Origin of the sequence: Luteibacter sp. RCC_6_2, assembly GCF_041360655.1 — a bacterium.
GTDB lineage: Bacteria > Pseudomonadota > Gammaproteobacteria > Xanthomonadales > Rhodanobacteraceae > Luteibacter.
Map to the genome: position 1 here is coordinate 310,721 of NZ_JBFUPQ010000001.1, position 19,945 is coordinate 330,665.

22 protein-coding genes are annotated in these 19,945 nt (G+C 65.0%); 9 read left to right on the forward strand and 13 right to left on the reverse strand.

Annotated features, from left to right (window positions below; genetic code table 11):
• Positions 1 to 24: 24 nt before the first annotated feature.
• Positions 25 to 861 (forward strand): hypothetical protein, encoded by an 837-nt coding sequence (locus AB6730_RS01300; protein ID WP_371021860.1) that lies wholly within the window; start codon positions 25 to 27, stop codon positions 859 to 861.
• Positions 858 to 1,691, forward strand: coding sequence for an NAD-dependent protein deacetylase (locus tag AB6730_RS01305; RefSeq protein WP_371021861.1), 834 nt, complete (start codon positions 858 to 860; stop codon positions 1,689 to 1,691). The genes AB6730_RS01300 and AB6730_RS01305 overlap by 4 nt, the downstream gene beginning before the upstream one ends.
• Here the strand turns inward: AB6730_RS01305 and tadA are convergent.
• The 5 genes from tadA to AB6730_RS01330 form a co-directional block, all read right to left on the reverse strand.
• Complete coding sequence (gene tadA, locus AB6730_RS01310; protein WP_371021862.1) at positions 1,688 to 2,185, reverse strand: tRNA adenosine(34) deaminase TadA; 498 nt, start codon at positions 2,183 to 2,185, stop codon at positions 1,688 to 1,690. The genes AB6730_RS01305 and tadA overlap by 4 nt on opposite strands.
• Positions 2,186 to 2,332: 147 nt before the next feature.
• Complete coding sequence (locus AB6730_RS01315) at positions 2,333 to 2,884, reverse strand: DNA-3-methyladenine glycosylase I (protein ID WP_371021863.1); 552 nt, start codon at positions 2,882 to 2,884, stop codon at positions 2,333 to 2,335.
• A 43-nt stretch (positions 2,885 to 2,927) separates the two neighbouring features.
• Positions 2,928 to 3,389, reverse strand: a complete 462-nt coding sequence (locus tag AB6730_RS01320; protein WP_371021864.1) for a DUF1348 family protein — start codon at positions 3,387 to 3,389, stop codon at positions 2,928 to 2,930.
• A gap of 86 nt (positions 3,390 to 3,475) precedes the next feature.
• Positions 3,476 to 4,636 carry an NADH:flavin oxidoreductase/NADH oxidase gene (locus AB6730_RS01325; RefSeq protein ID WP_371021865.1) on the reverse strand — a complete coding sequence of 387 codons (1,161 nt, stop codon included), beginning with the start codon at positions 4,634 to 4,636 and terminating at the stop codon, positions 3,476 to 3,478.
• 74 nt (positions 4,637 to 4,710) lie between these two features.
• The gene (locus tag AB6730_RS01330; RefSeq protein WP_371021866.1) at positions 4,711 to 5,547 is read right to left on the reverse strand and encodes a helix-turn-helix transcriptional regulator; all 837 of its coding nucleotides are present in this window, start codon (positions 5,545 to 5,547) and stop codon (positions 4,711 to 4,713) included.
• Positions 5,548 to 5,641: 94 nt separating this feature from the next.
• Between AB6730_RS01330 and AB6730_RS01335 the strand changes: the two genes are divergently transcribed.
• Complete coding sequence (locus tag AB6730_RS01335) at positions 5,642 to 6,538, forward strand: SDR family oxidoreductase (RefSeq protein WP_371021867.1); 897 nt, start codon at positions 5,642 to 5,644, stop codon at positions 6,536 to 6,538.
• Here AB6730_RS01335 and AB6730_RS01340 read toward each other — a convergent pair.
• The 3 genes from AB6730_RS01340 to AB6730_RS01350 form a co-directional block, all read right to left on the reverse strand.
• Positions 6,520 to 7,176 carry a dihydrofolate reductase family protein gene (locus AB6730_RS01340; protein WP_371021868.1) on the reverse strand — a complete coding sequence of 219 codons (657 nt, stop codon included), beginning with the start codon at positions 7,174 to 7,176 and terminating at the stop codon, positions 6,520 to 6,522. The two genes, AB6730_RS01335 and AB6730_RS01340, sit on opposite strands and share 19 nt — an antisense overlap.
• A gap of 12 nt (positions 7,177 to 7,188) precedes the next feature.
• On the reverse strand, positions 7,189 to 8,436 hold the full coding sequence (locus AB6730_RS01345) for a type II toxin-antitoxin system HipA family toxin (protein ID WP_371021869.1): 1,248 nt from the start codon (positions 8,434 to 8,436) through the stop codon (positions 7,189 to 7,191).
• Between the two features lie 479 nt (positions 8,437 to 8,915).
• A complete protein-coding gene (locus tag AB6730_RS01350) occupies positions 8,916 to 9,398 on the reverse strand; it encodes a MarR family winged helix-turn-helix transcriptional regulator (RefSeq protein WP_371021870.1) in 483 nt (160 codons plus the stop codon).
• Positions 9,399 to 9,443: 45 nt separating this feature from the next.
• On the opposite strand from AB6730_RS01350, the gene AB6730_RS01355 reads away from it, so the two are divergent.
• The gene (locus AB6730_RS01355) at positions 9,444 to 10,940 is read left to right on the forward strand and encodes an FAD-dependent oxidoreductase (RefSeq protein ID WP_371021871.1); all 1,497 of its coding nucleotides are present in this window, start codon (positions 9,444 to 9,446) and stop codon (positions 10,938 to 10,940) included.
• On the opposite strand, the gene AB6730_RS01360 is transcribed toward AB6730_RS01355, so the two are convergent.
• The gene (locus AB6730_RS01360; RefSeq protein WP_371021971.1) at positions 10,937 to 11,818 is read right to left on the reverse strand and encodes a LysR family transcriptional regulator; all 882 of its coding nucleotides are present in this window, start codon (positions 11,816 to 11,818) and stop codon (positions 10,937 to 10,939) included. The genes AB6730_RS01355 and AB6730_RS01360 overlap by 4 nt on opposite strands.
• 119 nt (positions 11,819 to 11,937) lie before the next feature.
• On the opposite strand from AB6730_RS01360, the gene AB6730_RS01365 reads away from it, so the two are divergent.
• A complete protein-coding gene (locus tag AB6730_RS01365; RefSeq protein ID WP_371021872.1) occupies positions 11,938 to 12,813 on the forward strand; it encodes an aldo/keto reductase family oxidoreductase in 876 nt (291 codons plus the stop codon).
• Here AB6730_RS01365 and AB6730_RS01370 read toward each other — a convergent pair whose 3' ends face one another.
• Positions 12,814 to 13,734 carry an alpha/beta fold hydrolase gene (locus tag AB6730_RS01370; RefSeq protein ID WP_371021873.1) on the reverse strand — a complete coding sequence of 307 codons (921 nt, stop codon included), beginning with the start codon at positions 13,732 to 13,734 and terminating at the stop codon, positions 12,814 to 12,816. It lies immediately after the preceding gene.
• A 78-nt stretch (positions 13,735 to 13,812) separates the two neighbouring features.
• Here AB6730_RS01370 and AB6730_RS01375 point away from each other — a divergent pair, with 78 nt between their 5' ends.
• Together AB6730_RS01375 and AB6730_RS01380 are read left to right on the forward strand one after the other, a co-directional pair.
• Positions 13,813 to 14,286, forward strand: coding sequence for a winged helix-turn-helix transcriptional regulator (locus tag AB6730_RS01375; RefSeq protein ID WP_371021874.1), 474 nt, complete (start codon positions 13,813 to 13,815; stop codon positions 14,284 to 14,286).
• Positions 14,287 to 14,380: 94 nt separating this feature from the next.
• Positions 14,381 to 15,268, forward strand: coding sequence for an alpha/beta fold hydrolase (locus AB6730_RS01380; protein WP_371021875.1), 888 nt, complete (start codon positions 14,381 to 14,383; stop codon positions 15,266 to 15,268).
• On the opposite strand, the gene AB6730_RS01385 is transcribed toward AB6730_RS01380, so the two are convergent.
• Complete coding sequence (locus AB6730_RS01385) at positions 15,265 to 15,741, reverse strand: VOC family protein (RefSeq protein ID WP_371021876.1); 477 nt, start codon at positions 15,739 to 15,741, stop codon at positions 15,265 to 15,267. The genes AB6730_RS01380 and AB6730_RS01385 overlap by 4 nt on opposite strands.
• Before the next feature lie 85 nt (positions 15,742 to 15,826).
• Complete coding sequence (locus tag AB6730_RS01390; RefSeq protein WP_371021877.1) at positions 15,827 to 16,552, reverse strand: TetR family transcriptional regulator; 726 nt, start codon at positions 16,550 to 16,552, stop codon at positions 15,827 to 15,829.
• Here AB6730_RS01390 and AB6730_RS01395 point away from each other — a divergent pair.
• Positions 16,541 to 18,073 carry an FAD-dependent monooxygenase gene (locus AB6730_RS01395; RefSeq protein ID WP_371021878.1) on the forward strand — a complete coding sequence of 511 codons (1,533 nt, stop codon included), beginning with the start codon at positions 16,541 to 16,543 and terminating at the stop codon, positions 18,071 to 18,073. The two genes, AB6730_RS01390 and AB6730_RS01395, sit on opposite strands and share 12 nt — an antisense overlap.
• The gene (locus AB6730_RS01400) at positions 18,070 to 19,206 is read left to right on the forward strand and encodes an FAD-dependent oxidoreductase (protein WP_371021879.1); all 1,137 of its coding nucleotides are present in this window, start codon (positions 18,070 to 18,072) and stop codon (positions 19,204 to 19,206) included. The genes AB6730_RS01395 and AB6730_RS01400 overlap by 4 nt, the downstream gene beginning before the upstream one ends.
• A 6-nt stretch (positions 19,207 to 19,212) precedes the next feature.
• Here AB6730_RS01400 and AB6730_RS01405 read toward each other — a convergent pair whose 3' ends face one another.
• Positions 19,213 to 19,869, reverse strand: coding sequence for a carboxymuconolactone decarboxylase family protein (locus tag AB6730_RS01405; protein WP_371021880.1), 657 nt, complete (start codon positions 19,867 to 19,869; stop codon positions 19,213 to 19,215).
• Between the last annotated feature and the right edge of the window lie 76 nt (positions 19,870 to 19,945).

Sequence of the window (19,945 nt, forward strand, 5' to 3'; positions counted from 1 at the left end):
GAGTTGAGCACATCGCGCCCGCCGATGCCACTCCTGCATCGCATCGCCGCATGGTGGAAGGCCCGTGGGAACGTCGCTTCACAGCGTCGCATCGAGGCCAGCGACAGCCTGCCCCAACTGCTGGGCCGGATTGGCCGCCGCTACGCCCAGGACGCGCTCGCACGCGGCATCCGGCTCGGCTTCGAGATCGACCCCGCGCTCGCCGGCGACCTGCAAGGCTCGTTTTCCACGCTTGGCCGTGCACTGTCCTTGCTGCTGGAACACGCGCTCCACGCGCGCGGCGGGCATGTCGCGTTGCATGTGGACGTGGTCGGCGACGACGCGGGAACGCAGATCGTGCATTTCACGGTGGCCGACGAACACCATCCCACGGCGGACGACCACGCATGCCTCGACGAGGTAGCGGGGATGATCGCCGCCGTCGGTGGCGTGGTCCATCGTGAATGGGACACGGACATCGGCAACCGGATCATCGTCGAACTCGCCTTCGAACGGCCGCGCGTGCCACCACGCATCGACGTGGACGCCTTGCGTTCCACGCTCGGAGGCGAACACGCGCTACGGGAAGTGATCGTCGCACTCGACCGTGCGCTGAGCAGCGACCTCGCCGGCCTCGGCGCGCTGCTCGGCGAGCCGGGAATCGTTCACCTTCAAGCCTGGCTGCACAGGGTATCGGGCGCCCTCGGCATGGCCGAGGCCACGGAGCTGTCCTGCGTGGGACTGGCGCTCGAACGGGAACTCGAGCAAGGGCGCCACCGTTACCTCGACCAGGCGATCATCCGTTTCGCCGACGATGCCGGCCAGGTGCTGCAGGCCCTTCGGGAACACGCCGGACCGATGGGCTATAGTTCCGGACCGTGAGTACCCTGCCCTCCCTCGACACCGCCACCGCAGATCCACTGCGCGGCTTCATCGACGCGCATCCACGCCTGTTCGTCCTGACCGGCGCGGGCATCAGCACCGATTCGGGTATTCCCGACTATCGCGACGATCGCGGGGCATGGAAGCGAAGCCCACCGATGACGTTGCAGGCATTCATGAGCGGGCCGGCCGCGCGGGCGCGCTATTGGGCGCGCGGCATGATCGGCTGGCGTCATTTCGCCGGCGTCGCGCCGAACGTGGCGCATCGCGCCCTGGCGGCCATGGAACATGCGGGCCGTATCGAATTGCTGCTCACGCAAAACGTCGATGGCCTGCACGAGCGGGCCGGCAGCCTGAATGTCGTCGACCTGCACGGCCGGCTCGACCGCGTGCGTTGCATGCAATGCGGCGACCTCACCACGCGCGAGTCCATGCAATCGCGCCTGGAGGAAGCCAATCCCACATGGATGGCCTTGCAGGCCACCGTCGCGCCGGACGGCGACGCCGACCTCGACGAGGTCGATTTCTCCGCGTTTTCCATCCCGCCTTGCACGGTGTGTGGCGGCATCCTCAAGCCGGATGTCGTCTTCTTCGGCGAGAACGTGCCCCGCGCCCGCGTGGACACCGCGTGGGCGCACCTGGGCCGGGCCGACGCCATGCTGGTCGTGGGCTCGTCGCTGATGGTTTATTCGGGTTACCGGTTCGTACTCGAGGCCTCGCGCCGCGGCTTGCCGATCGCTTCGGTGAACCTTGGCGTGACACGGGCCGACGGCCTCATCTCGTTGAAGATCGAGCGCTCGTGCGCTGAAGCGCTGGCGCCGTACGCCTAGCGCCTGTCGCGGAAAAAGCGGCGCAGCAGGTCGCCCGCCGCCTCGGCTTCCAGGCCGCCCGACACCTCGACACGATGGTTGTGCCGTGGCGACACCAGGGTGTCGAAAACGCTGCCGGCTGCCCCGGTCTTCGGATCGGTGGCCCCGAACACCACGCGTGCGATGCGCGCGTGCACCATCGCCATCGCGCACATCGCGCACGGCTCCAGGGTGACGTAGAGCGTGGCCCCGGGAAACCGGTAATTCGACAGTGTTTCGCCCGCCGCCCGCAGTGCCTGGATCTCCGCGTGCGCGGTGGGATCGTTGAGCGTGATGTTCCGGTTCCAGCCCTCGCCGACCGCCACGCCATCGAGCACGACCACGGCGCCGACCGGCACCTCGCCTTCGGCGTCGCGCGCATGCACGGCCAGTTCGAGCGCACGAGCCATCCAGGCACGATCGGCCTCGTCGAACACGGCATGGCTGGCGGATGGAATGGCGTCGTTCGGAAGCAAGGCGGCGACCCGGTATGCGGAACCCGGAATTCTACGCCACCGCCGGCACCCCGATGGGAGCCGACCCTGCCATGTCCATGCCCTGGTGGGAGCGGACCGTGCCGTGTCCATGCCTGGTGGGAGCGGACCCTGTCCGCGATGTCCCCCTCAGCGCCGGAAACACCCCAACGCATGATCGTCCACGATCCCCACCGCCTGCATCCAGGCATAGGTGATCGTCGGCCCCACGAACTTGAACCCACGCTTCTTCAGGTCTTTCGAAATGGTGACCGAAAGCGGCGTCTGCGCCTGCACCGTACGGCCATCGCCACGCAGCACCTTTCCCCCGGTGAACGACCAGCAATAGCGGTCGAAATCCTCCCCACGGGCACGCATGTCCTCATAGATACGGGCACCGTCGATCGTGGCTTCGATCTTGGCCCGCGAGCGGATGATCCCCGCGTCGTCGAGCAGCCGCAGGATGTCCTTCTCGCCGAAGCGGGCTACCTTGGCGGGGTCGAATCCCTTGAACGCTTTCCGGAAGTTCTCCCGCTTGCGCAGGATGGTGATCCACGAAAGGCCGGCCTGGAAACCCTCGAGCATCAATTGCTCCCACAGCATGCGCGAATCGTGCAGTGGCACGCCCCATTCCGTGTCGTGATATTCCAGGTATAGCGGGTCCGTTCCCGCCCAGGCGCAACGCTTGGGTTCTTTGCTCATGAATCGTCCTCGGCCTCGTATCCACGCACGGCCGGCGAAGATATCAGAGGCCGAGGTCCGACAGCCCCGGGTGGTCGTCGGGGCGGCGGCCGAGCGGCCAATGGAACTTGCGCTCGCTTTCCTTGATCGGCAAGTCGTTGATGCAGGCGTAGCGATGGTGCATCTCGCCCGCGCCGTCGAATTCCCAGTTCTCGTTGCCATAGGAACGGAACCAGTTGCCACTGTCGTCGTGCCATTCATAGGCGAAGCGCACGGCGATGCGGTCGCCGGTGAAGGCCCAGAGTTCCTTGATCAGGCGGTATTCCTGCTCCTTCGCCCATTTGCGGGTGAGGAAGGCGACGATGTCGGCCCGTCCATTGACGAATTCCGCGCGGTTACGCCAGCGGCTGTCCGGGGTGTACGCCAGGGCCACCTTTTCGGGATTGCGGCTGTTCCAGCCGTCTTCGGCCAGGCGGACCTTCTGGACGGCGGTGTCGTGCGTGAACGGAGGAATGGGCGCTGCCATGCTCGCGCTCCAGGCTGGACGGAGCGCCCAGTGTAACGACGGCTGCGACAGGGCGACTTGCATCATCTTGTCGCAGCCCCGTCACCTCACCAGTAGGCGCCGTTCTCGTCCCGCTCCCACGATGCCGTCGGCCCGACCGGCCCGTCGACGCCGAACAAGTGACGGTGCCGTGCCGGTTGCGACCGCAAGTATTGTTTTGGCGGAAGCACGGTGGCCCCCAACTCGGCTGCCGCATGCCAGGGCCAGCGGGGGTCGTAGAGGATGGTGCGCGCCAGGGCCACCATGTCCGCGTCGCCGGTGGCGACGATCGCCTCGGCCTGCTCGGCGCTGGTGATGAGGCCGACGGTCACCACCGGCATCTTCACCGCCTGCTTCACGGCGCGCGCGAACGGCACCTGGTAACTCGGGCCGGCGGGAATGCGCTGCGCGGGATGGAGCCCGCCGGTGGAAACATGGACGGCATCGCAGCCACGCGCTTCCAGCGCCCGGGCGAAGGCGATCGTCTGCTCCAGGTCCCAGCCGCCTTCCACCCAGTCGGTGGCCGATACACGCATGGTGACCGCCCGGTCGACGGGGAATGCCGCGCGCACCGCCTCGAAGACCTCGAGCGGGAAGCGCATGCGGTTCTCCAACGAGCCGCCGTATTCATCGGTGCGCCGGTTCGACAAGGGCGAGAGGAACTGGTGCAACAGGTAGCCGTGCGCACCGTGCAACTGGACGAAGTCCAGCCCCAACCGCGCGGCGCGGACCGCCGCCGCCGCGAAGGCGTCACGGATACGGACCATGCCCTCGCGGTCCAGGGCCACCGGGGCCACGTCGCCTTCATTGAACGGGATGGCCGATGGCGCGACCGTCTGCCATCCGTGCGGATCGTCCGGCGGGAGCTGGTGCCCACCCGCCCAGGGAACTTCCGTGGACGCCTTGCGTCCCGCGTGACCGAGCTGGATGCCGATCGCGGTGTGGGACCAGCGGCGAACGCTTTCGAGGGTGCGCCGCATCGCTTCCTCGGTCGCGTCGTCGTACAGGCCGACGTCGCCCCACGTGATGCGGCCTTCGGGCAGCACGCCCGTCGCCTCGATCGTCAGCAGCGATGCACCGGACATGGCGAGCTGGCCGAGGTGTATCTGGTGCCAATCGGTCATCCGGCCGTTCTCGGCCGAGTACTGGCACATCGGCGCGATGACGATGCGGTTGGGCAACTCCAGGCGACGTACCTGGATCGGCTTGAACAGCGCGGGTTGCGCCATGGTGGTTCTCCTGAAGGGTTTTCGAAGGTGCAAGCCCACCACATGGTGTCGCAGAAGGGATTGGCAACCCTTCCTCAACCCGGCGATGCGGCGAGGAGCGCCCTTATGCGTGCCGCATCCTCCGGCGCGACGGGGTTGTAGACGATCATGCTGAGGTCGGGCCGGCCATCGACCGTGAACGCGGAGTATTCCATCGTCAACAGGCCACCGTCCGCGTGGCGAAAGACCTTCGTTCCCCCGCCATGGCCACTCACGTCATGGTTGCGCCACATCGCATCGAACTCGGCGCTCTGGCTGCGCATCTCGGCGACGAAGGATTCGATCTCCCTGGATGCCCCCGCGCGCGCGACGTCCGCACGGAACGACGCGACGACGAAGCGCGCGACGCTCTCCCAGTCGAGCTGCCGCTCCCTGACGCGGGAATGGGAGAACATGAGGCGCAGGATGTTGCGGTCCGCGGCCATGAGTTCGCCGTAGTCGGTCAGGACCGCCGCGGCGGCGCGATTCCAGGCGACCACGTCCCACGTGGCGGTGCGCACGATGGCCGGACAGAGTTCGAAGGCATCGAGCACGCGCTGCAAGCGCGGCGTCACATCCCCCATCGCCTGATAACGAACCTCCGGCGGCCGGCCCAGACCGAGCAGGAAGAGATGCTCGCGTTCGACATCGGTAAGCATGAGCGCGCGTGCGATGCGGTCGAGCACGTCGGCCGATGGCGCGCCACCTCTCCCCTGTTCGAGCCACGTGTACCAGGTGGCGCTGACGTTGGCGCGTTGGGCGACTTCTTCGCGGCGTAAGCCCGGTGTACGCCGCCGTACCGACGGGAACCCCAGGGCGGCCGCGTCGAGTTTCTCGCGGCGGTCCCTCAGGAATTCTCCGAGCGCGTTGTCCTTGGCAAGCGGCACACTCATCGTGTTAGTTCCCATACCCGTATAACGTCACTACTTCACCCCGATCGATCATCTGCGGAGAGTACGCCCATCATTCGATCGATGGGAGATTTCCATGCGTGTATTCGTGACAGGTGCAACGGGTTTCGTCGGCTCGGCCGTCGTGAAGGAATTGCGAAACGCGGGACATGCCGTGCTCGGTCTCGCCCGCTCCGACGCGGGCGCCGCGTCGTTGCGCGACGCAGGCGTGGAAGTGCATCGCGGATCGCTGGAGGACCTGGACAGCCTGCGCCGCGGGGCATCCATGGTGGATGCCGTGATCCATGCGGGCTTCAACCATGATTTCTCCCGCTTCGCGGAGAATTGCGCGATGGATCGCGCCGCCATCCTGGCGCTCGGCGATGCTCTTCAGGGTTCACAGCGTCCGCTGCTGGTCACCTCTGGCGTCGCGCATCTCGCCCATGGTCGCCTCGCCACGGAAGAAGACGGCCCCGTGCCGACCTCCAGCACCTATCCCCGTGCATCGGAAACGACGGCGTTCGAACTCGCGGCACGTGGCGTGCACGCATCGGTGGTTCGCCTTCCTCCTTCCGTGCACGGCGAAGGCGATCACGGGTTCGTGCCTCGCCTTATCCAGTTCGCACGCGAGAAAGGCGTGGCCGCATATATCGGCGAAGGAACCAACCGCTGGCCGGCCGTGCATCGCGTCGACGCCGCGCGCCTGTACCGGCTCGCCCTGGATGCCAATGCGGTCGGTGGCCGCTTCCATGCCATCGCCGAAGAAGGCGTGCTGTTCCGGGACATCGCCGCGGTGATCGGCCGCCGCCTGGGCGTTCCCGTCGCGGGCAAGACAGTCGAGGAAGCGCAGGCCCACTTCGGTTGGTTCGCCATGTTCGCCGGGATCGACGCGCCGACATCGAGTGAACGGACGCGCGCGCAACTCGGCTGGCAGCCGACGCAGCCAGGCTTGCTCGCCGATGTCGACCAGCCGGCTTATTTCGGAGGCGCTTGACGAGCCAGCACGACGTGCATGGCGTTCTCGCCCTGGGCATGCTCGACCACCGTGTAGCCCAGGGCGGGAAGATCGATGCCCTCGAACAATGCTTCACCCCGGCCGAGCAACACCGGCGAGATGGCCAGGTGCAGTTCGTCGATCGCGCCGGCTTGCAGGTATTGGCGGATGGTCGAGGCACCTCCGCCGATGCGGATATCGGCTCCTCCGGCCGCTTCCCTGGCGCGTGCAAGCGCTTCGTCGATGCCACCGGTCACGAAGTGGAAGATCGTGCCGCCGCCCATTTCGACGGGTGCCCGCGCATACCGTGTCAGGACGAAGACAGGGCAATGATAAGGCGGCGTGTCGCCCCACCAACCCTTCCAACTGTCGTCGGGCCACGGGCCGCGAACGGGGCCGAACATGTTGCGGCCGAGAATCCAGGCGCCCATGCCTTGCATGGATCGCGCGGCATACGTCTCGTCGACCCCCGACGTGCCGCCTTCCTCGCCCGTCATCGCATGAAAGGTTTTCGTGCCGACCAGCCATCGGTGCAACGCCTCGCCTCCCAGCCCGAGGGGATGATCCAGGCTTTGTTCGGGTCCGGCCGCGAAACCGTCCAGCGACACGGTGAATCCAGCGACACGTACCTTCGTCATGTTCCGTCTCCTTTATGACAGCTTCAAAGCGCGATCGAGATCGTCATGCTCGAAAGCACTCGACATGCGCTGGATTTCACCTTCACGGCTTCCCGCTTCCCTTGCCACCTCGCGCCAGGTACGGGTCACGTTCGCCACTTCACGCACGATCGCCTTCGCTTCGGCCAGCCGAACTCCAAACAAGTCCGCCGAATCGAGCAGAAGATCGAGCGAGCACGTGGCCTCATCGAGGTCGATATTAGTCGCGAGTACCCGAGCTTTGATATCCACCGGTACCGGATTCAGGTCGTACGCTGGCGACAAGGTCCAGCCGGCCTTGCCTCGCCAGAGAAATCCATGATTCCGCAGATGGTCGTCGACGTTCGAGACCAGCACACTGAATGCGACGCGGCGATACAACTGCCTGGCGTCAGCCTTGGCGTCGGCTCCATGGGATGCAAGCGCATCCACGAGTTCCGGATAACTCCCACGCTCGCCGTCGCGCATCCCAAGCATCGACATCGCCGATAGGAAAGGCGTACGTTTCCCTCCATTTCTATCGAATCGGCGGGACAGCAAGACGCCTTTACCCGCGACCGTCACCAACTCGTGGCGAGGGGTTTCGATAGCCGCGCGCTCCGCAAGACGAAGCGCCACTTCTTCCCACGTTTCGATGCTGTATTCGTCGGTGTCTTTTGGAAACTTGGCGATGGAAAGATAGCCGTGCTGATCGATGACGGACGCCTTGGGACGCGCACCACCAAGCGAGGACCCTGGAGCGAAGATGAGCTTCAGGTCGTCGTCGGATTCTTCATTCCTGAGAATGCGCTCGGTTACCTGCAGCAGCCGGCCCAGCTCTATGACCGGTGGCACGCTACGACCCGGCGCCTGGAATACGTCTTCCCCTCGCCGGCGGAAACGCATCGCGCCCGACCGCGTTTCGTCGGATACACCCAGCAGATAGTCCAGTTCACCCAGCGTACGGACACGACGCCCGTCATGCTCGGCGTTTCGTCGTTCCGCACGTTGCATCAACCGTCGGCCCCAGGTGTCCGGCGCCGAATCGCCTAGCGAACCGAATAGAGGTTGTCCCGCTGGCGGCGCGAACACGCCCTTCGACAGATGCAGTGCCGGTTCGATAGAGAATCGCGCGTCGCAACCGAGCCACTCCTCGCTGTACTCGAACGTGGCGGTTTCACCTCGCCCCGAAGCGTGGTGTCGAAGCAGGCCTACCGATCGGGTTATTCCCGCAAGTTCGATATGGACTTCGACGTCAGACATCGGTCTTCCTTTCGCGCGGGAACCGTACGCGCTTGGGCGACCTCGAAGCGACAAGAAGTTGGCCTTGGCTGTCGGCAGCTATATCAGCGGCTCCGGCCAGGCCCTCCAGCAAGCCGAGCGCCTGGAGCACCGCAGCGTAGATACCCATGCCGACCGTAGGATCGCCTGCCTCCACACGCTGCAATGTCGCTCGGGTCGTGAAGGCGCGATCCGCCACGACCGCCATGGTCAGGCGTCGACGGATACGGGCGTCATGTATGTCGGCGCCGAGCTTCCGGAGAGCCCGGCGCACACCTGCGGAGGCGGCATGCGGGGTAGCCATTTGTATACTTCGTAATACCTTAAGGGGATTTAATGTATCACTAAGAATACATTATTGACAGTAGCATCACGAAGTGCCGAACTTGACGATCGACGTACGCCGATGCCATGGCCGACGTGTTTTGCGCGTACCTGAAGGGCATCCACGACGCCTGACATCACGGCGCGGACACGATCTCGATATCCCTCGCGAACTTTTGTAGCAAGCGCACGAGTTCGTCCAGTTCCTTCTCCTCCCAACTCGCGAGGAGCTTTCGACCGAGACGCTCACGGGCGGCGTCCAGGGCGTCGGTCATCGCCTGGCCCTTTGGGGTGACCACGGCCTCGCGCACGCGGCGGTCCTCGCCGCCCGTGCGGCGCTCGACCAGGCCAAGGCTTTCCAGCTTCGCCAATTGCCGGCTGACGGTGGTGTAGTCACGCCCCACTCGTCCGGCGAGATCGACGACGCCGATAGGTCCGAAGCGCTCGACCACCACCAGGAGCGGAAACAAGGCTCGATCGAGCGAGATGCCGGCTTCGCCGATCAACCTGTCGTCGCCTTCGGGGCGATTGATGACGTTGACGATGCTCAGCAACGCGCCATGCAGTGCGCGTATCCGGGCCGACATATGTGTATCTTGCACATTTTTCTTCGCAGGCATACCCTCTCCTCCACTTGTATGCATATTACACATAAAGGAGCGGGCATGACGAACGACACCAGGGTGGACGTACTCATCTGCGGCGCGGGCGCGAGTGGCCTCACGCTCGCCATCGAACTGGCGCGGCGCGGCGTCTCGTTCCACCTCGTCGAACAAAAGGAAACGCCCTTCCATGGCTCGCGTGGCAAGGGCCTCCAGCCGCGGACGCTGGAAGTTTTCGAGGACCTCGGCATCCTGGAGCGCATCGTGGCGGCGGGTGGCCCTTATCCCTCGCCGCGCTCGTATCGCGACGACGGCGGGTATACCGAATCCGTGCTGATGGAACACGTGGACCCCACGCCCGCCGAGCCCTACCCCGCCGCCGTGATGCTGCCGCAGTACCTCACCGAGCGAGTGATGCGCGAACGGCTGGCCGAACTCGGCCATCGGCCCGCTTTCGGGCACACCCTCGTAGGGTTCGAACAGGATGCCGACGGCGTCTCCGTCCGGATCGCGGGTCCGCAAGGCGAGCAAACCTTCCATGCCCGTTACCTCGTGGGCACCGATGGCGGCCGGAGCACCGTGCGCCAGATGGCGGGCATCGATTTCCCCGGAAAGACCCTGGGCGCACGCGGCCTGGTGGCCGACGTGGTGTTGACGGGTCTCGATCGGGACGCGTGGCACCGGTTCCGCGAAAACGATCCACAGAGGCAGATCGCGATATGCCCGCTCGCCGGGACCGACGTGTTCCAGATACAGGCTCCGGTACCGCTGGAAGGGGACATCGATCTGTCTGTAGAAGGCCTCGCGGCCATGGTCGCCGAGCGTACGGGCCGTGACGACATCCGCATCGTTTCGGTGGCCTGGGCTTCGGCCTTCCACATGCATGCGCGGCTTGCCGATCGCTATCGGGCGGGCCGCGTTTTCCTCGCCGGCGATGCCGCCCACACGCATCCACCGACCGGGGGACAAGGCCTCAATACCAGCGTTCAGGACGCCTATAACCTGGGTTGGAAACTCTCGGCGGTGATCGCGGGCGCGCCCGATGCCTTGCTCGACAGTTACGAGCAGGAACGCCGTCCTATCGCCGCCGACATGCTCGGTCTCTCGACGCAACTGCTCGACTCACTCAAGCGTGGCGACTTGCGGCGTGGCCGTGAGGTTCGCCAGCTCGACCTCGGTTATCCGCGGTCTGCGCTTGCGCTGGAGAGTCCCAAGCGGGCAAGTGGCCTCGCGGCAGGCGACCGTGCCCCCGACGCGCCCGTGCGTGGTGCGGCGGGCATGCCTACGCGCCTGTTCCAGCTGTTCAAGGGAACGCACTGGACGCTGTTGGGCTACGAGGTGGAGCGTGACGCGGTACCGCCACGCGAGGGTCTGCACATCCACACGTTCGGCGCGTGTGGCGACCTGATCGACGATGGTGGGCACTTCGTCGATGCGTACACACCCTCGCCGGGCAGTTGGATACTCGTTCGACCGGACGGCTATGTCGGCGCAATCGTTTCGACAAGCCATCTCGATGCGCTGGAGGAATACCTTCGGCCCCGCCTGATGAATGTCTAGACGGCCAAAGCGCGAATGAAATCCACGAATGCCTTGAGCGGCGGCGGCACGAGTCGCCGCCCGGGGTAATAGAGGAAGGGTCCCGAAAAGCTCTGCCACCATGGCTCGAGGATCGGTTCGAGCGCGCCGCTGTCCAGGTGAGGGCGAAGCCAGTCCTCGAAGAGGTAGATGATGCCGGTGCCCGCGAGCGCGGCGTCGACATTGAGATCGGCGCCGCCGCCGATCCGCACGATCAACTGTCCGGTGGGATCGACCCGAACGACCTCGCCATCGCGTTCGAATTCCCACGGTGGAATCGTGCCGCTCGGGAACCGGCCCCGCAGGCACGCGTGGTGGAGAAGGTCGTGCGGATGCTCCGGACGGCCACGACGCGCGAGATACGATGGTGCGGCGGCCGTGGCGAAGCGCTGCACGCGCGGGCCGATCGGCACCGCGATCATGTCCTGTTCCAGGCGCTCGTCGTAGCGAATGCCGGCATCGCATCCGGCTTCGAGGATGTCGACGAAGTTTTCCTCGGCGATGATCTCGAGGCGGATGTCCGGGTAGGCGGCGAGGAACGGTGGCACGATCGCGGGCAGCACCAGCCGTGCCGCGACCACGGGCACGTTCAAGCGGAGCGTCCCCGCCGGCCGGTCGCGGAAGTCGTTCACCGTCTCGAGCGCCGCTTCCACTTCGGTCAGCGCGGGCCCCAGCCGGGACAACAAGCCTTTGCCCGCATCGGTGGGGGCGACGCTGCGGGTCGTCCGGTTGAGCAAGCGGACTCCCACCTGCGCCTCCAGACGGCGCACCGCTTCGCTGAGGCTGGATGCGCTGGTCCCGCTCGCCCGCGCGGCTTCACGGAATCCGCCGGCCCGCGCCACCGCGACTAGCGCGCTCAGATCGTTCAGATCGACTTTCACTGTTCGCCATTCCGTACAACCCGTGCGGATTGTGCCGGATTATCAGGGCGATGGAGAGTGGCTATCTTGAGGGCTCCCGCCTTCGAAGAGACACCGTCATGTCCAGCATCGACCGCTCCGGCACGTTCACCCTCGGCGACCGCCACGTGAAGCGCCTGGGCTACGGCGCCATGCAACTCGCCGGCCCTGGCGTGTTCGGCCCGCCCAAGGACCATGACGCGGCGGTGGCCGTGTTGCGTGAAGCCATCGCTTCCGGCGTGAACCACATCGACACCAGCGATTTCTACGGCCCTCACGTCACCAACCGTTTGATTCGCGAGGCGCTCGCGCCCTACCCCGACGACCTCGTCATCGTCACCAAGATCGGTGCCCTGCGAGGCGAGGATAAATCTTGGCGCCCGGCCTTCTCGGCGAAGGAACTCACCCAGGCGGTCCACGACAATCTCCGCAACCTCGGCCTCGACGTGCTCGACGTGGTCAACCTGCGCGTCATGTTCGATGTGCACGGCCCGGCGGAAGGTTCGATCGAGGCGCCTCTCGCCACGCTGGCCGAACTCCAGCGGCAAGGCCTCGTGCGCCACGTTGGGCTGAGCAATGTCACGTCGACGCAGGTCGCGGAAGGACGGCGGATCTGCGAGATCGTGTGCGTGCAGAACCAGTACAACCTCGCGCACCGCGGCGACGACGCACTCATCGACGAACTCGCCCGCCAAGGCATCGCTTACGTGCCGTTCTTTCCCCTGGGTGGTTTCAGCCCGTTGCAGTCGTCCCTCCTTTCCGACGTGGCGCGGCGCCTGGACGCCACGCCGATGCAGGTGGCGCTCGCCTGGTTGCTTCGCCGCGCGCCGAACATCCTGCTCATTCCCGGTACGTCCTCCGTCGCGCACCTTCGGGAAAACCTCGCCGTGACGGCGTTGGATCTGCCCGACGACGTGATGACGGAACTGGATGGCGTGGCGACACGGCCGGCATGATCAGGTTCGCGCCAGGAACTCCCCGATCAAGCGGGCGATCGGCCCTGGCGCGTCTTCCAGGCTGTAGTGCCCGACATCGTCGAGACGATGCACGGGCGCATCCGGGAACAGCTCGCTGAAGAGCGGAAGGAAATGCTCGGCCTGCAAGGTACGGTCGGCCGTCCCCCAGATCGCCAACGCGGGCCTCGATGAAAGCATGCGCACGGCGCTGGCGTCGGGAGCCTCCATGCGATGTGCGCCCGTGGCGAAGCCCTTGGCCCAACCGATCGCACCGGCGCAATCCGCCGGCGTTTCGAAGTGCGATCCATAGGCGCGCAACCATGTATCGTCGATCAACGCATGGTTCTCGAAACCGTTGAGCTTCAACGTGCTCAATATGTTGTAGTCCAGTTCCCCCAGTACGTTCTCGAGACGACCGCGAGCGTCGGCTTCCACGATCCACTGGAACCACGGTGACGTCCGGGCGTTCGCCACCAGGCGCTCGTCGAGTCCCGCTTGCCCGAAGGGTGTCGGGCCGTTGGTCGAGATGACACGGCGAATGCGTCCGGGGTGGCGTGCCGCAAGCCCCATGCCGACCGGGCCGCCGAAATCGTGAAGAACCAGCGTGATGGCCGTCAGGTCCAGCGACAACACGAAGCGTTCGAGGTTGTCGATGTGGTCCTGCAGCCAGTAGGTACGGTTCGCCGGTGTCTCGCTCTTGCCGAAGCCCATGTGATCGGGAACCACGACCCGGTGTGTTCCGGCCAGGGCATGCACGAGATGCCGGAACAGATAGCCCCATGTCGGCTCGCCATGCAGGCACAGGACGACCTCTCCATCACGCGGACCCTCGTCGACGTAATGCATGCGGAACCCCGCGGCCTGGGTGAATCGGGGCATGAAGGGAAACGTGCCATCGAAGGATGCATCGGAGCGAATCATGGGAAATCCTTGTTTAGGAATTATGGTTTCAATATAAAACCAGTTGTCTTTTAGCAGACGAGGTTTTACCTTGCAACCATGGTCAAGAGAATCACCCATGAAGACTCGGCGTGCGGCGTCGCGCGCCCGCTCGATGCGATCGGCGACGGCTGGTCGCTGCTGATCGTCCGCGATGCGTTCGGTGGCCTGCGCCGCTTCGGCGAATTCCAGAAGAGCCTGGGGCTGGCCAAGAACATCCTGGCGGCCCGGCTGAAGCACCTGGTGGCGTACGGCATCATGGATGCGGTGCCCGCCTCGGACGGCAGCGCCTACCAGGAATACGTGCTCACGGAAAAAGGACGCGGCCTGTTCCCCCTGCTCGTCGCGCTAAGGCAGTGGGGCGAGGATTATTTCTTCGAACGGGGCGAACGGCACGTATCCCTCGTGGATCGTCAGGCGGGGCGCCCGGTAGCAAAAATGCGGCCGCGTTCCGAAGATGGGAAGATCCTGCAGCCGGAAGACACCGTCGTCATGATGCGTCCCGTGCGGGGCGGCAAGCGGAAGACGGGCTAGCAGGACATCATCTTGCCGGGGAATAAACCCCGCCGTCGCATTCGGTGCGCGATGATCCGCACCCACGAAAGCCGGACTCGACACGGGACGGAACATGCGCACCCTGTCTTCGCCAGTGCACCGATACATCACCGTCGACGATACGCGGCTCTTCTACCGCGAGGCGGGGCCGGAAGATGCGCCGGTGTTGCTTCTGCTTCACGGCTTTCCCTCGTCGTCCGTGCAATTCCGTCACCTCTTCTCCCGCTTGGCGGATCACTGGCGGCTTGTCGCACCTGATTTTCCGGGCTTCGGTTTCAGCGCGGTCCCCGACCACCGCCATTTTGCCTACACCTTCGATCATTTCGCCGAGGTGATCGGCCGCTTCATCCAAACCATGCAGATCGAACCCCGCGTCGTATACCTCCACGATTACGGAGCACAGGCCGGCTACCGATTGCTGGCAAACGGAACGGTGCGGCCAGCGGCCGTCATCATCCAGAACAGCGAAGCCTATTTCGAACCCGGACGCACGGACGCCTGGTCGGCGGCCGAAACCTATTGGCGCGACCCATCGGCTGGCAATCGGGAAAGCATGCGCGCTTCACTGCTCAACGAGAGTGGTATCCGCCGTGAATTCGTCGAAAACCTCCCCGCGCATATCGTCGAACGCATCGATCCGTCCGTGATTCGCCTCGCCTGCGATCACATCCGGAGGCCGGGTGTCGCCGAGGCCATGCTCGATCTTCATCGCGATTATTCGAGCAACGTCGCGTTCTATCCGCAGGTCCAGGCCTGGCTGCGCCAGTCTCGGGTTCCCACCCAGGTCCTGTGGGGAAAAGGTGACCAGTATTACGGGCCGGAACAGGCGGAGGCCTTTCGCCGCGACGTCGAGGACATCACGATCGACTACTTCGACGGCGGGCACTGGCTTGTCGAGACGCATCCGGAGCACATCGCCGAAGCCGTCCATGGCTTCTTGCAGCGCAACGTACCCTCTTAGCCGCCGCGAACGGCCGCCTCGATCTTCGCGATATCGATCTTGCGCATCGACATCATGGCCTCCATGGCCCGCTTGGCGGTGGCGCGATCGGGATGGCTCATCGCCGCGAGCAAGGCGCGTGGCGTGATCTGCCAGGAGTAGCCCCAGCGGTCCTTGCACCAGCCGCAGACACTCTCCTCGCCGCCACCGTCGACGATCGCGTTCCAGTAGCGATCCGTTTCGGCCTGGTCGTCGGTCAGGACCATGAAGCTGACCGATTCGTTGGCCTTGATGTCCGGCCCGCCGTTGATGCCGACGAAGGCCTGGCCGAGCACGGTGAACTCGACGATCAACTCGGTGCCCGGCGGGCCGCCAGGATGGTCCGTCGCGGCACCCACATGGCTATCTGGGAATGTCGCCGCGTAGAACTCCGCGGCCTTGCGCGCTTCGTCGCCATGGAACAACAGACAGTTCGTGAATTTACCGTCGGTCATCTCGCTTCTCCGTGGTCGGGGGTGGCATCCCCCGCGACTTTAGCCACACCGGCCGGATGTGTCGAACCCGCCGGAAACGCGCACGTCAGCGCCCGTCTTGTGACGCGATGCCGCACAAAATGAGATCGACCCCCGCGAGAAAGTCGGCACGGTCGTCGTGCTCGCGCATGCGATCGGCGACGCTGCGCGTGAAGGGATAGTCGTTCGGGTCGAGTTGGGACCAGACGGTTGCCATCGCTCCCAGAAAATCAGCGCGGTCGATGTCGTGCGCACGGGCGAATTGTGTGTTTGCCGCGTTCTGTCCGGCAACACCCAGGATGTAGTGCAACAGCGCCGACGCTGCCGTCCATTGGCCTTCATCGGACAGGCCGAGGGCGCGGACCTGCTGGCCCAGGCATTCGACGATCCGCAGCATGGGCGCCTGCCCCGCCGCGCGCGTGAGTGTCGAGCCGACCCAGGGATGCGCGTCTATCGCGTCGAAGAGGCCGAGGGCCAAGGCGCGGATGGTGTCTTCAGGCGAGGCCCCGGCCGCGCATGGCGCCATCGTGCGGGCGACGACCGCGTCACAGGCCGCGGTCAGCAAGTCGCCCTTGTTCTCGACATGCCAATAGATGGCGCCGGCCCCGGTCGCCAACCGCTCGGAGAGCGCGCGAAAGGTCAGCCCGTCTTCTCCCCGGCTGTCCAGGAGCGCGATCGACGCCTCGATGATGCGGTCCCGCGATAGCGATTCTTCTCGTCGTACACGTTTGCCCATGCCCCGTATGTTGACATAGATGGAACGCCGTTCCAATATGATGGAATGACGTTCCATAACGACGAAAGCTACGGCGCGATCATTTCCGGCGCTGGTCCGGTGGGCCTGTTCCTCGCCTGCGAGCTGGCCCTGGCCCGATGTTCCGTGCTGGTGCTGGAAAAGGCGAAAGATCCCGGTTCACCGCTGAAACGGGTGCCCTTCGGTATACGCGGACTTTCGGCGCCGACGATCGAGGCCCTTCACCGGCGCGGACTGCTGCATGAACTACAGATCCACAAGCGCATCCAGACTCCGCATCAACATGTCGGGCTGGGGCCGCGCCGGCAAGCGGGGCATTTCGCCGGCATCCCCTTTCATGACGACGATATCGACACCGCTCGATGGCCGTATCGCCTGCCGGGTTCGATGCCCACCCATTTGCTGTCGGAAATGGAAGAGCTTGAATCCGTACTGACCCGGCGCGCGGAAGCGCTTGGCGTCCACATCCTGCGCGGACATGCCGTGACGGGCTTTCATCAGACCGGGCACGGGGTTGCCGTGCATTCCAACGAGCGGGTTTTCGAAGGCCGATGGCTCGTGGGTTGCGATGGAAGCCGTAGCACTGTCCGCAAGCTGGGCGGCTTCGAATTCGCCGGTACCGAACCGGAGTTCACGGGCTATACGGCGAAGGTGGACATCGCCGATCCGGAGAAGCTGAAGCCGGGCCGCAACGTGACGCCCCATGGGATGTATTTGCAGTCGCAACCGGGGCACCTGGCGATACAGGACTTCGACGGCGGTGCGTTCCATGCGGCCGGCATACCCATCACCAGGGAACACGTGCAGAACGTTCTACGGCGCATCTCCGGCACCGACGTGACCATCGACGCCTTGCACATCGCGACGACATGGACCGATCGCGCGCGGCAGGCCACGGCTTATCGCAAGGGCCGCGTTTTCCTCGCAGGCGATGCCGCGCACATCCATTCACCACTTGGCGGCCAGGGGCTCAACCTGGGTCTGGGCGATGCGATGAACCTCGGTTGGAAGCTTGCCGCGGCCATCAAAAACAAGGCACCCGCCGGCCTGCTGGACAGCTATCACGCGGAACGGCACCCGATCGGTGAGAAGGTGCTCGACTGGTCACGCGCGCAGGTCGCCATCATGCGACCCGAGCCGCACGCCCGCGCGCTGAACGCGATCGTCCGCGACCTCATGGATACGCGCGACGGCGCGACTTATTTCGCTGGAAAAGTGTGGGGCCTTTCCACCCGGTGCCCCTTCGGCGACGGGCATCCCTTGCTGGGCCTCGGTGTTCCCGAGTTCGAATTCGAAGACGGCAGGACGATGGGTGAGCTGATGCATGACGGCCGTGGTGTCCTCCTCGATTTCGGGAAAAACGTCTCGCTCGAAAGGTTCGCCGGCGAATACGGCGATCGCATCGCCTATGTCACAGGCCGCCCGAAGGCATCCTTCGGACTGAGTGCCCTCTTGATACGCCCGGATGGGTACGTCGCATGGGCTTCGGAAAGCGCCCCCGATGTCGGCGAGCTGGACGAAGCAGCTGCCCGCTGGTTCGTTCGTGGAGCAGGCTCATGAAGTCCCCTATCGCCATCGTCGGTGCCGGCCTCGGCGGCCTGACGCTTGCGAGAATCCTTCACCTGCATGGCATCGCAGCGACCATCTATGAAGCGGAAGCCTCGGCGGACGCTCGCATGCAAGGAGGAATGCTCGATATCCACGAGTACAACGGCCAGCTTGCCCTCAAGGCCGCGGAACTCTACGACGCCTTCCTCGGGATCATCCAGACGGGTGCCGATGCCCAGAGGGTGCTCGACAAGCACGGCACCGTCCTGCTCGATGACCTGGACGAGGGCAACGGCAGCCGGCCCGAAGTGCACCGCGGCGACCTTCGCCGCATTCTGCTCGACTCACTTCCCGCCGGGACGATCCAGTGGGGACACAAGCTAACCACGGCGAGTCCGATCGGTGACGGACGGCATTTCCTCACGTTCGCCAATGGCTCGACGACGACCGCCGGGCTTCTCGTGGGTGCCGATGGCGCCTGGTCGAGGGTCCGCCCTCTCCTCTCCAGCGCCACGCCTGCCTATCTCGGCACGTCGTTCATCGAGACGTACCTTTTCGATAGCGACACTCGCTGCAAGGCCACCGCGGAAGCCGTGGGTGGCGGCACGCTGCTGGCGATCGCTCCGGGCAAAGGCATCCTCGCGCACCGCGAGGCCAACGCCACGTTGCATGCCTACGTGGCATTGAACATGCCTGAAGAATGGCTCGCCGGCATCGACTTCTCCGATCCGGCGGCCGCATTGGCGCGCGTCGCGGAAGAGTTCGACGACTGGGCGCCCGAACTGACCACGCTCATCCGGCACAGCGAAACCCCACCCGTACCCCGCCCCATCCATGCCCTCCCCATCCACCACCGCTGGGATCGCGTGCGCGGCGTGACGTTGCTCGGCGATGCCGCACACCTGATGTCACCCTTCGCCGGTGAAGGTGCGAACCTGGCCATGTTCGACGGCGCGGAGCTGGCGAAGGCCATCGTCGCCCATCCGGAGGATGTCGAAGCCGCGCTCGCCGCGTACGAGAAGGATCTCTTTCCTCGCAGCGCCACCACGGCGGCCGAGTCGGACCAGAATCTCCGGCTGTTCTTCAACGACCGCTCACCCTGGAGCGTGGTGGAGTTTTTTGCCGGTCACCGGATAGCCGGGTAAACGTCCTTACGCGGAGGCTAGCTGCCGCTCCAAGGCGTCATGTGCCCGCCTCGACGCTTCGACGTCCACACGATCGGCCAGCGTTTGGACGAGTCGACCTAATTGGCTCGCCGAAATTCCGATATTCATGCAGATGCGCATGTGCGCCTGCAGTTGCGACTCCACTCCGGACAGCGCCGCCAACATGGAAACGGTGGCGAGTTCACGGCTTTGCCAGTCGAGGTTGTCGCGCTCGAAGATGTCGCCGAACACATGGGTCTTGATGTACTCGTCGACCGCCGGCGCGAAATCGAATACGGGTCCCTTGACGGGGCCGCCCGCCAACCGGGTCTGGTTGGCGGTTCCCGCGGCAAGCAATGCGTCGCCCTTGGGGATGGCGCGGCTCGGGGGCTGTCCGGCCACGTCACGGATGCCTCGTTCCTTGCGCGACTCCAACACCTTCATGAAGGCGCCGAGGGCATTGAGGCTACGTGGGAAGCCCGCGTACGCGTAGACCTGTACCAGGATTTCCCGCGTATCGCTCACGGTCAGGCCGGCGTCGAGTCCTTGTTCCAGGGCCACGCTCAACTTGTCGATGCCGCCGGTGGCGGCGAAGGCGGCGATGGGGACGATGGCTTGTTGGTGAACAGAGAGGGTTTCGGATGCCGCTGATTCTTGGGTCATATGGAGTGAAGCCTGCGTCCCTACGAAACGTAATGCCCGGAAATCTATTACGTCGGCTGTTCATTCGGAAGACCGC